10 protein-coding genes and 1 pseudogene are annotated in these 13,489 nt (G+C 28.8%); all 11 read right to left on the bottom strand.

Annotated elements, in window-relative coordinates:
- Window positions 1-348 precede the first annotated feature (348 nt).
- Window positions 349-1,173 carry an AraC family transcriptional regulator gene (locus DIC82_05830; protein AWK50584.1) on the bottom strand — a complete coding sequence of 275 codons (825 nt, stop codon included), beginning with the start codon at window positions 1,171-1,173 and terminating at the stop codon, window positions 349-351.
- Window positions 1,174-1,235: 62 nt separating this feature from the next.
- Window positions 1,236-2,561: a zinc chelation protein SecC gene (locus DIC82_05825; protein ID AWK50583.1), complete on the bottom strand. Its 1,326-nt coding sequence runs from the start codon at window positions 2,559-2,561 to the stop codon at window positions 1,236-1,238.
- 378 nt (window positions 2,562-2,939) lie between these two features.
- Entirely contained in the window at window positions 2,940-4,343 is a 1,404-nt protein-coding gene (locus tag DIC82_05820) for a 2-hydroxy-acid oxidase (GenBank protein AWK50582.1), read from the bottom strand.
- Between the two features lie 3 nt (window positions 4,344-4,346).
- Window positions 4,347-5,537: an electron transfer flavoprotein subunit alpha gene (locus DIC82_05815; GenBank protein ID AWK50581.1), complete on the bottom strand. Its 1,191-nt coding sequence runs from the start codon at window positions 5,535-5,537 to the stop codon at window positions 4,347-4,349.
- 89 nt (window positions 5,538-5,626) lie between these two features.
- On the bottom strand, window positions 5,627-6,415 hold the full coding sequence (locus DIC82_05810) for an electron transfer flavoprotein subunit beta (protein AWK50580.1): 789 nt from the start codon (window positions 6,413-6,415) through the stop codon (window positions 5,627-5,629).
- A gap of 26 nt (window positions 6,416-6,441) precedes the next feature.
- A pseudogene (locus DIC82_05805) lies at window positions 6,442-6,611 on the bottom strand (L-lactate permease).
- Window positions 6,612-6,995: 384 nt separating this feature from the next.
- Entirely contained in the window at window positions 6,996-7,694 is a 699-nt protein-coding gene (locus DIC82_05800; GenBank protein AWK50579.1) for a FadR family transcriptional regulator, read from the bottom strand.
- Window positions 7,695-8,107: 413 nt separating this feature from the next.
- Window positions 8,108-8,785 carry a fructose-6-phosphate aldolase gene (locus DIC82_05795; GenBank protein AWK50578.1) on the bottom strand — a complete coding sequence of 226 codons (678 nt, stop codon included), beginning with the start codon at window positions 8,783-8,785 and terminating at the stop codon, window positions 8,108-8,110.
- A gap of 213 nt (window positions 8,786-8,998) precedes the next feature.
- Complete coding sequence (locus tag DIC82_05790; protein AWK50577.1) at window positions 8,999-9,931, bottom strand: glycyl-radical enzyme activating protein; 933 nt, start codon at window positions 9,929-9,931, stop codon at window positions 8,999-9,001.
- Between the two features lie 3 nt (window positions 9,932-9,934).
- Window positions 9,935-12,289, bottom strand: a complete 2,355-nt coding sequence (locus tag DIC82_05785; GenBank protein AWK50576.1) for a formate C-acetyltransferase/glycerol dehydratase family glycyl radical enzyme — start codon at window positions 12,287-12,289, stop codon at window positions 9,935-9,937.
- Between the two features lie 245 nt (window positions 12,290-12,534).
- Window positions 12,535-13,377, bottom strand: coding sequence for a patatin family protein (locus tag DIC82_05780; protein AWK50575.1), 843 nt, complete (start codon window positions 13,375-13,377; stop codon window positions 12,535-12,537).
- Between the last annotated feature and the right edge of the window lie 112 nt (window positions 13,378-13,489).

The following is a 13,489-nucleotide window of genomic DNA, read 5'->3' as shown; positions in this document are numbered from 1 at the left end:
TTATATATGTCTTTGTTATCTTTCTATATATTCCATTTTAAACTTATCCTGCGTTTCTTTATTTTCTTAAGGATAGCATTGTTATAACATAGAATAAATATCATAATGTCATATATATATTACCTTATGTCTCTAAATCATAATAATATACTAGCAATACTAAGTGTATAAGTATTGTTAATGCCTAAAATTGACAAGTATAATATAAACATAAAAGTTTAAAATCATATAACAACTTATGGGAGGCATGCCTATTAAAGTAGAATTACACTGTCTTATATAGAGTAAAAATTTTATGTAAAATAAAAAACACTTCTTCGATTCTTTTCTAAATATGTGAGGCACAAACTATTTAATAGAATCCCTATATTTACTTGGTGATAGTCCATTAACTTTTTTAAATGTTTTTGAAAATATTAATGGATTGTCATAACCTACAGAACGTGATATGTCTCCTATTGATAACTGCATGTCTTTCATCATCTCTTTAGCCTTATTCATTCTAAAACTTATTAAATAATCTTGAATGGTAACTCCAACTATCTCTTTAAATAATTTTGAAATATATTTTCTATCCAAACTTATAAACTTTGCTAATTCAGAAACTCTTATTTTACTTGAATAATTAACTTGTATAAAATCAATTGCTTTATTTATATACATATTTTTATTTGTTTTGAATTCTTTATAATCTGGATCTAAAACTGCTTCGTCAATTATAGTAGCTAAAAAAAGATATAATAAACTCTGTAATCTTAAATCACTGCTCTTTTCTCCATTGGTAGCTTGCATCATTTCATCGAAACATTTACTTACCTTATCATCTTTATTGTATTCAAGAATAGGATTATTAATTGTTAAATTAGCTCGTTTTAAGTATGCTTCTGCATTAATCCCATCAAATGCGCACCAAGAATAGGTCCAAGGGTCCTTATCATCTGCCTTATAATATGAAATAACATTCGGACATATAAGAAATCCTTGCCCCTCTTTTAAATGATAAGTTTCATTTCCCAACCTAAAAATACCTTTGCCTTTGTGTATATAATGTATTTTAAAATGTTCCTTAATTGCAGGCCCCCAATAATGATTAGGACTACATTTCTCTGTACCACAATAATATAATTTAAAATCTAAATTATTTATTAAGTTCAATTTATTTATATCCATCATTTTTTATAATATATCCTCTTTGTTATTTTTTATTGCAATTATAACATTCTCATTTTTATACTTCAATTAACAATTGACAATATTGTATTCATTTTTCCACAACACTTTTTGTATTTCTTTCCGCTATCACATGGACAAGGGTCATTTCTTCCAACAGACTTATTTTCTTTTAACCTAGCTGAATTTGATTTTATATCATTAGTTGTTAATCCCTTATATCTCCATAACCTTATTTTCTTAACAAACTTATTCATCATACTACATGCAACATATTTAGCATCTTCATTTTCTATATTAATTAATTCTACCATTTTATCTACTGAATCTTTTGGTTCATTTTCTTGAACATCAAAAATCAAGTCTTCCATCATAGCTATTAGCATATCCTTATCTACACTAAACATATCAGTAAATTCTTTATAAAAAACTTTTCCAGCTTTGCTATTATAAACCCAATTTTCTTCTAACATATTTAATAATTCTTCTTTGGGAATTATAGCATAACTCAAATCTTTTTCTTTATCTATATCCTTTAATAATTCTTCGAAATCTTCTATTTCATTATTTACAATAAATATTCCTTCTTCTCTATATTCATTATAATAATACCCAGCTTCTCTAATTAACTCCTCTACTTCACAGTTTTCTATATTCGAATATCTTTCTATTATTTCTTTAGCATCTTTTAATCTTAAAATACCATATACTTTATTCATTCCTCTAATGATATTTAAAGTTTCACTATTGGCTTTTATTACACGCCTATATTCAATATCATTTCTTTCTCTAATTAGTTCTTGTACTATTTCAGGCATTAAAAACACTGATACATCATCTTTTACAGTTGGGAAAAGCATTCCTTGTTGTATAAAATATACACTCTTATCTGCTTCGTCTTCATCAATATCATCAAAAAGTTTTACGCCTTTACTATCCACATAACTTCTTAAAATTTTATATCTTTCTTCTTCAAACACTAGAAGTCTTTTTTCAACTAAGCCCTTATATTCTTCAAGTAATCTTTCAATTAACTTTTCTTTATTTAAACCCGATATCTTATTTACACCAAGATTTCTTGCTATATTATATATCTCATCTTTAGATAAACAATTTATTAATTCATTTAGATCAAAAGAATATACTCTTTTACTTAACTTTTTCTCCATTTTATTTGCAAGTTTATCTAGATTTTCTTCTATATCTCTGCACTTCTCACATAACCAGTCATTATTTTCATCACTGAAATAACTTGCTTCTTCTCCGCAGTTCTTACATTTATTATTCTCTATTTCTTCTTCATTGCACTTTCTTATATCAATACAGTTATCTGCATTTCCTTTTATTTTTCCATCATTTAATTGTTTATTATAATCATTCTTTTCCTTCAAGTAATCTTATCTCCTCTATAAATAATTTAATTTGATCTACTATGTACAAATTTGATTTTATATATAAATTAAATCTAAGTCAACAACTTACTAATACTTTCTATTTTACCTGAAGTAATATTATTTATTAAATATCTTTATTTAGATTATAATTTAATCAGGAATATGAAAGAAAATAACAAGTCCAAAATGCGATGTATATTTTGAGTCAGACGAGGAAGTATGTTTACCTCATAGCGAGCTATAGGTGAACATGCTGACGAAGTATGACACGAAATAGACTAGCATATTGACTTGTTATTTTTTTGATTATGCCTTACTAAAGCAAAATACTCTGACCCTATATTGTATCAGAGTACTTTATTTATAAATTAAATTTTATTCACAAACTTTTCCTGGATTTAATATATTCTTAGGATCGAAAGCTAGCTTTATTTTTTGCATTATATCAATACATCCACTTGGAAGTGATTGCTTTAAATATCCCTTCTTTGCAAATCCTATACCATGTTCTCCTGAAACTTGTCCGTCTAATTCTTTAGCTTTATCATACATTATTTGCATAATTTCACTTAACTTTGTATTCCACTCTTTTTCATCTAATTTATCTCTTAATATATATACATGTAGATTTCCATCTCCAGCATGACCAAAACTTTTTATTCTTATATTAGCCTTGCGTTCTAGTTCATGAGTAAAAGTTACAAACTTTCCAATTTGATTTCTTGGTACAACAACATCAACTTCATCCATTTCAGTAGTTAATGCTTTAATAGCTTCAAGGAAACATCCTCTAGCTGACCATATTGATTCCTGTCTTTCTTCTGTATCTGAGATTAATACGTCCAACGCTCCAGATTCCAAGCAAATGCTTGCAACACTTTCATAATCTTTTTCTATTTCCTCTATTGAATTTCCATCAAAAGTTAATAAAAGATATGCATCTGAAGATTTATCAGGGAAACTCTTTCCTAGGAATTCCTCTGCTGCCAATATTGCTTCTCTTTGCATGAATTCAATTGCTGTTGGTATTGACTTAGATTTAATTATTTTAGGTACAGTATCTATTGCTAATTCAAGACTTGGGAAAGGTATAAGTAGGCTTAATGATTTTTTAGGAAGTGGTAATAATCTTAAAATTGCCTTTGTTACTATTCCTAAGGTTCCTTCTGAACCAATCATTAAATCTTTTAATGAATATCCCGAACTATTCTTAGCTACTTTTCCACCTAAATTTACTACTTCTCCATTTGGAAGTACTACTTCTAACCCTCTTACATAATCTCTAGTAACACCATACTTTACAGCTCTCATTCCACCAGCATTAGTACTTATATTACCACCGATTGTTGCTGATTTTTCTCCTGGATCTGGTGGATAAAACAAATCAAATTCTTCAACATATTTACCGATTTCCATAAGTAGCACTCCTGGCTCTAATGTAAGTGTAAGATTTTCTTCATCTAATTCTAATATTTTATTCATTCTACTAAGATCTATAACTATTCCACCTTTAAGTGGAACCGCTGCACCAACAAGCCCTGTACCAGAACCTCTTGGGGTTAAAGGAATATTATTTTCATAAGCATATTTCATTATTCTTGAAACTTCTTCTGTACTTATAGCTTGCACTACTATATCCGGCATTTTTTTTATTCCACCTAATTCATCATGGCTATAATCTTCATTTATCTTTTCCTTAAAGAAAACTCTTTCTTTATCATTCTCTGCAATGCATAATATATTTTCATAATCTTTTAATTCAACTTCTTTGTAACTCATAGCCTATGCCTCCTTAGCCATTTTTATTTTTTCTATAAGTTGTGGAATTACTTCATATATATTGCCAACAACTCCATAGTGAGCAGCTTTAAATATTGGTGCTTTTTCATCGGTATTAATAGCAAATATATAATCTGAATTATTCATTCCTGCTGTAAATTGAACTGCTCCAGATATTCCACAAGTTATTATAAGTCTTGGTCTTACTGTTCTTCCGCTTAACCCTATTTGCCTTTTTGCATCAACCCATCCGGCTTCAATTAATGGTCTAGTGCATGCAAATTCTGCATTTAAAGCTTTAGCTAATTCTTTCACTAGTTCTAAATCCTTTTCCGATTTGACACCTCTTCCAGCTGCTACAATTATTTCTGCATCACTTATTCCAACCTCTGTATCCTTTTTCTTTATTTCAAGAGCTGTAATTCCAGATTTAAGTTTCTCTTTATCTATATTGCATTCAACTATCTCACCTGTAATTTCCTCACTTCTTTTCGGTGCTGTCATAACCTTATATCTAACAGTTGCTAGTTGAGGTCTAGAATTAGGAGTAACTATTTGAGCCATTATATTTCCACCAAATGCAGGTCTAATCTGAACCAAATCTGTATTTTCCTTTATATCTAAAATCGTACAATCTGCTGTAAGTCCAGTTTTAAATCTTGCAGCTATTCTTGGGGCAAGAGATCTACCTATAGTTGTAGCTCCAACTAATATAGCTGTTGGCTTAACCTTATTTATAAAATCTTCAAATGCAGCTGTATATGGCTCTATTCTAAAATATTTTAGTTCTTCATCATCGTATACAAATACATTATCTACACCATAATGTAATAATTCTTCAGCTTTGTGAGAGATATTATTTCCAATAAATACAGCATAAACCGGGTGATTTATTTTACCTGCTAATTCTCTAGCTTTGCCTATTAGTTCATAAGTAACTGGATGTATTTCTCCATCTACATGGTCAACATAAACTCCAATTCCATTCCAAAGGCTTTTATCTATTTCCTTAATTTCCTCTTCTATATATTCAACTGCACCTTTAGGTCCTTTTTTAACACAAAGCTTACACATTTTACATGCGCCATTTATTTCAACTATACCATTATTACTTTCAAGAGCTCCAAAAGGACATATTTTTATTAACTCTTCAATATTTCCTATCTTTTCTTGATTTACAACTAACTTTGCCATGATTTCTTCCTCCTCTTTAATTTTCTATTTAAATTAACCCCTTTTAATATTTTGTGTTCATATTCTTATTATTTTTTTGAAACAAGTAATTAAATAAACTTTAAACTCTTTAATTTGCTTTCTATTCTTTCACTCAATTCATTTGAACTTCCTGCCCACATTTCTCTATCATTATTAACTTCTGGTGGAAATATTCTTTCTACTTGAGTAGGTGAACCATTAAGTCCATAATTTTTTTCATTCTTATCATCAAAATCGTTAAGACTCAATATTTTTATTTCTCTATCTTTAGTTGATAATTTCTGTTTATAAGAAGGTAATCTTGGTTCAAAGATACCCTTATCAACAGTAATTAAGCATGGATATGATATCCTTACAGTTTCAATGCTTTCAGGCATGTCCATTTCAACTGTAATTGATGAATCTTCTACTTTGATTATATTTTTAACATTAGCTACATGAGGTATATTTAACCACTCTGCCATTTCAGAACCAACTTGAGCTGTATCACCATCTGTAGTTTGTTTACCACAAATTATAAGTTCGAAATCACCTGTTTTTTTGACACCTTGCGAAATTGTATATGATGTAGCCAAAACATCTGCACCACCAAATTTTCTATCTGATAGTAATGTTCCTTCATCTGCTCCCATTGTATATGCTTCCTTAATTACACTTAGTGCTTGATTAGGTCCCATACTTAAAACCTTAACTGTCCCACCTTTGCTTTCTCTTATTCTTAATGCTGCTTCTAATGCATATAAATCATATGGATTCATTTTAGAATCTATACCATCTCTCTTTAATACTCCTGTAACTGGATCAACCTCTACTTTAGAAGTTCCTGGCACTTGTTTAATGCAAACTAAAATATTCATAATAACTTCCTCCTAAAAATTATATTTTAAAATACAAATATTGATCCGCAGAAAAATACTAATAATCCTGCTGCGACAATGTAGAATAAACAAACCTTTAAATCTGAATTTAATATTTTCCTTAACTTCCAACTATGCTAGTTGCCGCTGTTGCAACTGCTATACTTTGAGGTGAAATCATCTTTACAGCTGTAGCTACAAAAGTTGTTGGAGTTATAAAAAAATAATAAATACACTTTCATCTCCCCATTCCAATAACATATCATACCAATTCGAAATTGGTATGACCATTAACTAATTTGATTATAATTGACAAAATACTCCTTGTAAAGAATTGTTATTTATTTAACAGAAAATGTTTACATAGATTTTGTTTCTTTTTTCTTTTTAACGCTTACTCTTCCGTCTTTTCTTATCAATTACATTATTATAAAAAAATTAAAATTATGAATTAATTTAACCTACTTTGAATTTATTTGTTTAAAATATAACAAATAAATACTGGTAAGAGACTATGCAGTTTAATATTGCATAGTCTCTTACCAGTATTATTGATAATATTTAATTTGTGAAAATAACTCTATTCTTCATATCCATAGGCTTTTCTAATTAAATTAAAATGTTCTTTCATAGCATTACAAACTTTTAATTCATCTCTGCACTTTAAAGCTCTTACTAAATTTTCATGTATTTCTAATAGGTTTTCTCTTGTATTTCCTTTATGCAATATCTGCATTCTAGACTTCTTAATAAATTCATCCATAAGTTGTGATATCACTTCTAGAACATTAATAAGTAACACATTTCTTGACGTTTTTGCAATTAAGTAATGGAACTTAATATCTAATTCAAGACTCTCTTTCTCACTTTTTGCAATATACATTCGATCTAATATTGCCTCTAAAAGTTCGAGCTCATTATCCTCTATATTCTTAGCTGATAACCTAGAACATTGCAATTCTAATGTTTCTCTTAAATCATACATCTCTTGAATTGAACTTTCTTGTAACATAAACATAATTGAAAGAGGTTCAAATAGTGAGTTGTCAAAATTAGTCCTTATGTAATTTCCTGCACCTTGCCTACTTTCCACCAGGCCTACTACCTCTAGTGCTCTTAATGCTTCTCTCACAGAAGTACGAGAGACATTAAGTGATTCTGCCAGTTCTCTTTCTGAAGACAACTTATCTCCTTTTTTTATCTCACCACTTTTTATTTTATTTTTAATTTGCTCTATAACCTGATCATACACTTTCGGAGTCCTAATAGGCTTGAACATAGTTATTTATCTCCTTTGTTTACTTTATTATATTTCACTGTTTTATACTCAAAGAAATTGCTTCTTTCATATAAAAAATTTTCAATATTGCATTGATAAATATATCACAAATCTAATATAAATTAAATCCTATAAGACTTAAATATACAAAATAAAGTTCATAAGCTATACCTTTTAAATTTATATTTCTGTTTCTATTAGAAAATTTAATTGATATACTTTTTATTATTTCTATAATCCTTTTGTATTAATTTATTAATCAATGCAACTAAGTTATATACTAATAATCCTATTCTTAGAAATGTTCTTTTAATTCTTTGTAAAAAAGTGAGCTATTCAAAATAGAAATTAAATTTCTATTTTGCAACAGCTCCTTTGTTAATCAGCTTTTCATAAAAATCAAAAAAATTTAACTATAAATTCTCCATTGTATTTCCTTCACCAACTAGACTATAGAAATCTTTTGTAAACACATCTACTGCATTAGTAGTTGCATCATGTTTAATTAATCCTTCTATTACATCTGGTGCTGCTGTAACAGATCCAATTCCATGTTTACATAAGTTTAAAACTTGTTGTGAGTTTTTAAAACTTGCTGCGAGTACATCAGCATTTAATTTATGAATTTTAAACATATCATGAATGTCTTTTGCAACTTGCACACCATCTGCTCCCATATTATCTATTCTATTTACATATGGTGCTGTATATCTCGCTCCTGCTTTTGCTGCAATAAATGCTTGCATTGATGTATATATAGCTGTAGCTGTGATATTTACATTTTCCTTCTTCAATAGTTTCATTGCTTTAATTCCTTCACTTGTTACAGGAACTTTTATAAAAGTGTCTTTACCAAGTACTTCTAACATATGATGAGCTTCATCAACTATTTTTTCAGCAGTTAATGATACTACTTGTGCATGAAGTTGTGCTCCTTCTGGTAAGAATTCTCTAATTGCTTTTAACACTTCCATTGGATTTCCACCTTGCTTTTTTAAGATAGAAGGATTTGTTGTTACTCCATCACATGGAAATTTTTCATAGATTTTTTTGATTGCCTCTAAATTTGCATCATCGATTAATATTAACATTTTCATTCTTCCTTTCTGTTTTCAATTTTTTTATTTATATATGTTATAATAAAAGTCTTTATATAAACAATATTATCATTACTTTTGCATATCAAAGTTCAAGGGGTGCCTCGTCTAGGAGCGTGCATTCATTATATCCCAGTTGATCATATAAGTAGGAGTGTTGTATGGTAGCTATCGGATAAAGTCTTAATTTAAACCTATATATTTTTATTATTTTATTAAGTTTTTTATTCCTGCAGAATAAGCAATATCATGAAAATACTTCATTTGATCATCTGTATACATTTTAGGATTTTCTTCAAAACAATAATTTAAATTATCCATCAAGTTATATTTTGATTTTGCAAGTGGATTATAATTCAGCAATTCATATTTTACATTTGGATGAATATCTAAAATATATTTACTTATATTATTAATATTATCATTGTTTGCTGTAAAGTTTGGTATTAATGGTGTTCTAATAATAACGCAATCTTTCTTATCACTTTCTAAAATAAGCTTAATATTCTTTTTAATAAGATCATTAGAAACTCCCGTAAAAGCTTTGTGCTTTTCATTATCAAATACTTTAAAATCCGCAAAAATCATATCAAGGTAAGGTAGTGCTTCTAATAAATATTCGCTAGATACAAATAGTGAAGTTTCTATAGCTGTATTTATGCCAATCTCTTTTAGACGTTTGAGCAAAGCAATAATGAAATCCTTTTGGGAAAATGGTTCTCCACCAGATAAAGTAACTCCACCACCATATTTAAAAAACGCTTTATCTTTTATTGATATTTCAACTATTTGATCTAAAGAATAATTCTTACAGTCCATGGTCAATGCACCTGTAGGACAAATATCAATTGCAACTTTATTTTGTTCATCTGTACACTTTTCTTTAATAATACATATCTTATTATCTTTTTCTATTATGGATTTATTGGAGCAATTTTTTGTGCATAGCCCACAATTAATGCATTTATTCTCAAAACATATTAAATTCTCTTCTGGAGAAATACCCTCTGGATTTTGACACCACACACACTTTAATGGACAACCTTTAAAAAAGATTGTTGTTCTTATTCCATCACCATCATGAGCTGAAAATCTTCGAATGTCAAAAATCCTTCCTATTAATGTATCATTTTTTTTCATAAGCTATACATCTCCATAACTTGTTCTTGCTATAATTTCATTTTGCAATTCTCCTGCAAGTTCAGTAAAATATGCTGTATATCCTGCTACGCGCACAGTTAGACTACGATAGTTTTCAGGGTTCTTTTGAGCATCTAACAAATCTTCTCTTCTTAATACATTAAACTGAATATGAGGTATCTCCAGGTCCACAAAGGTCCTTAGGAATTTTGAGAATTTATCAACACCATTTTCAGTTTTAAAGAATTCGGGTAAGAATTTCATATTTAATAATCCACCATTAGTCGTTAATATATTATCTAATCTTGATACAGAATTTAATACAGCTGTAGGTCCTGCCGCATCTCGTCCATAAACTGGTGACATTCCTCCATCAGCTAATGGTTGTTTTGCATATCTTCCATCTGTAGATGCACCTACATTTTCTCCCATTGGTACGTGTGCCGATACTGTATACATTCCTGTATGATATCTTCCACCACGATAATTCGTATAATGAGTTAATTTGTTATTAAAATATCTAGCCCATTTAGCTCCAATTTCATCTACCCATTCAACATCATTACCATACTTGGGTGCACGATTTAATAGCATTGCTCTTATAACTTCATATCCTTCGAAATTACTTTGAAGAGCTTTTAATAAATCTTCTTTTGAAATTCTTTTTTCATCATATACTAAAAGTTTAATTGCAGCTAAACTATCTGCTAAATTTGCAACTTGTATCATTTGAATCCCTGATAGATTATAAACTGCTCCGCCTGCTGTAACATCAATTCCTTTTTCTATACAATCATCTATAACTGATGATAAAAATGGTGATGGCAGCACATCTATATGCGCCTTTTCAACTTGTTCACAAGCTAAAATCATCTTATCAATAAAATAATCTATTTCACTCTCAAATGCTTTTTCTAACTCTTCATAAGTTTTATAGTTTGTTATATTCCCTAAGTTCGGAGCAATTGAATCACCTGTAAGTAAGCAATTACCATTATTAAGTGTTAATTCTAAAGTTTTATTTAAATTAAACATGGCAGCATCGCTCCACCCAAGATTATTACCTTGTGTTGTAATCTCTACACAGCCAACAATTGCATAGTCTCTTGCATCCTTTTCAGAAATACCAAGTTTCATAATAGAAGAAATTACTGCTTCATCATTAAAAAATTGTGGCATCCCACTACCTCTTGCTACAACTTTTATGCTTTCCTTTAATAATTCTTCAGATGTTTCTTTATGCAATCTTACAGATAAGTTAGGTTGTGGTAATCCTAAATGTTCTTGTGCCTTTAAAAATAAGAATGATAGTTCATTAGAAAAATCATTTCCATCTTCATTTTGACCACCGATTGCAATATTAAAACCTATAGGAAATCCTGCAAAGAATTTAGCACTATGAGAATTTCTTAAATATACAATTTGATTAAACTTTAACCAAATACATTCAATTATTTCTAAGGCTTTTTCATTATCAAGTATTCCATCTTCTATATCCTTCTTGTAATATGGATATAAGAATTCATCCATTCTTCCTGGAGAAAATGATGATGCATTTGATTCCATATGAAGTATAACAAATAAGAACCAAATAGATTGAACTGCTTCATGAAAAGACTTCGCAGGTCTTTTTGAAAGATTTTCACAGTTTTCTGCAACTGCAAACATGTTTGATTTTAAGACTCCGTCAGATACAGTATTAGCTCTTTCTTTCATTAAGTTATGGTATCTCATCATAAATTCTTGAGTACCTTCCATAACAATTACTATGCTCTCATAAAAATCTTTGTTTTCTTTATTGGAATCCTTTATTTTTTTAAGTGCTTTTTGTTTTATTCCTTCTGGACCTAATGCAAGCCATTCCTTACAATTCGGACATATGTGACCTTGTGCATGATCTTTTTGATTGATTTTTACTACCTTTGCAATTTCATCAATTTCTTTTCCAAATCTCTTTCTAATTACATCTTCTAATGATCGCTCTTTCCAATATGGTTTAATAATTTTACGAAATTTTTCTATATCTTCTGGATTTACATTGAATTTATCTTGCGCTCTAGTTGGCAAATCTTCAATTTCCCTATCAATCCATGAACTCCCACTTTCAGGGAAGACAACTCCATATCTAACCCCTTTAGTACGGTTACTAACAATTAATTCTTCATCTTCTACATCAATTTCTAATTTTAACAGAGAATTTTTTAGTGCTAATGCTCTTTTTATAATAATCGGCTTATCTTCATTTTGCTTATATGTTTCAGTTATTATAAGTGCTTGTTCAACAGATGCATATCTTTTATCACGTAACATCTTTTCTTTTAATCTTTTAATTCTAGGAGACATAATTATTTTATCCATTTCCCTTTTTCTCCTTTCCGCTTATTTGTTCTTGTTTTTTATTTATTTATCTTTATTTTATATTATTTGACATTGTTTTTCAATGTATTTCTTATTATTTTATATATTTTTTTGAATTATATAAATTTATTCTACAAAAAACACTTCTTAAATATTAAACCCAATTTTAATATTAAGAAGTGTTTTTTATCTTTAAAGTGAAGCTTTTCATGTGAAGTATTATAACGGCTATATATCAGCTAAAATCATCTTATATAATTAAGTATTTTCTCTTTATCATTTGTGATTAAATCATATCCATTTTGATATATTGCCTTTAATTTACTTTTATCTCTTTCAAATCTACTTATATTCATACTTATTGTAGGTCTTATTATAATTGCTTCTCCATTTTCTTCCAAACCTTTGCAATAATCAAGCTGTTCGTTATATTTAATATATCTCTCTTTCAATACATTCGCTAGCTTTGGATATTTCTTTTTATAGATTTTATATGTTATTTCAGTAGCTTTAGATTTTTTCTTTCTATATCCTTCATTTCTTGTTAATACAATTATATTTTTATCATTACCATCAGCTATTGATTTCTTAACTGGTATAGGGTCTGAAAGACCTCCATCTGCATAATATTGTCCATTAATTTTTTCGAATGGAAACATCAGTGGTATTGCAATACTTGCCCTAAGAATTGAACTTCTTTTATCTAATAAGTCTTTGTCAAAATATTCAACGTCTCCAGTTTCAATGTTAAAAGCTCCTGCTAACATCTTTCCATCAAATTCGTGAAAAGTTTTATAATCAAAAATACAATGCTTATTGGGTATCTCATCGAATACAAAATCTAAATCCATAATAGACTTGCACCTAATTAAATTTCCATAGCTAATATATCTTTTATTATCCATGAATCTTTCCATTATCTCTAAATTTCTTCCTCTTTGTTTAGAGACATATGAGTAAGCATTGGTGGCTCCTGCTGAAACCCCTATCACATATTTTATTTCTGCTTTTATGTCTAAAAGTGCATCTAATACACCTGCTGTAAATAATCCTCTAAATGCTCCACCCTCAAGTACAAGTCCAGTCATAATTTAAACCTCCACTAAATATTCTATTAATATATTATAACTTAAATAGAATATTTAATCATACAAATTCTTCTATTTAATTTCCAATTTCACTTTCTAGTACTTAGGCACA

Source organism: Clostridium beijerinckii (genome assembly GCA_003129525.1).
GTDB classification, from domain to species: Bacteria; Bacillota; Clostridia; order Clostridiales; family Clostridiaceae; genus Clostridium; species Clostridium beijerinckii_D.
The sequence above is the reverse complement of the archived record's forward strand: the minus strand, read 5'-3'. Positions and strand labels throughout refer to the sequence as shown.

Coding starts and splice junctions, on each gene's coding strand:
- DIC82_05830 (AWK50584.1), bottom strand. CDS start 1,173: ATGATGGATATAAATAAATTGAACTTAATAAATAATTTAGATTTTAAA.
- DIC82_05820 (AWK50582.1), bottom strand. CDS start 4,343: ATGAGTTACAAAGAAGTTGAATTAAAAGATTATGAAAATATATTATGC.
- DIC82_05815 (AWK50581.1), bottom strand. CDS start 5,537: ATGGCAAAGTTAGTTGTAAATCAAGAAAAGATAGGAAATATTGAAGAG.
- DIC82_05810 (AWK50580.1), bottom strand. CDS start 6,415: ATGAATATTTTAGTTTGCATTAAACAAGTGCCAGGAACTTCTAAAGTA.
- DIC82_05800 (AWK50579.1), bottom strand. CDS start 7,694: ATGTTCAAGCCTATTAGGACTCCGAAAGTGTATGATCAGGTTATAGAG.
- DIC82_05795 (AWK50578.1), bottom strand. CDS start 8,785: ATGTTAATATTAATCGATGATGCAAATTTAGAGGCAATCAAAAAAATC.
- DIC82_05790 (AWK50577.1), bottom strand. CDS start 9,931: ATGAAAAAAAATGATACATTAATAGGAAGGATTTTTGACATTCGAAGA.
- DIC82_05785 (AWK50576.1), bottom strand. CDS start 12,289: ATGGATAAAATAATTATGTCTCCTAGAATTAAAAGATTAAAAGAAAAG.
- DIC82_05780 (AWK50575.1), bottom strand. CDS start 13,377: ATGACTGGACTTGTACTTGAGGGTGGAGCATTTAGAGGATTATTTACA.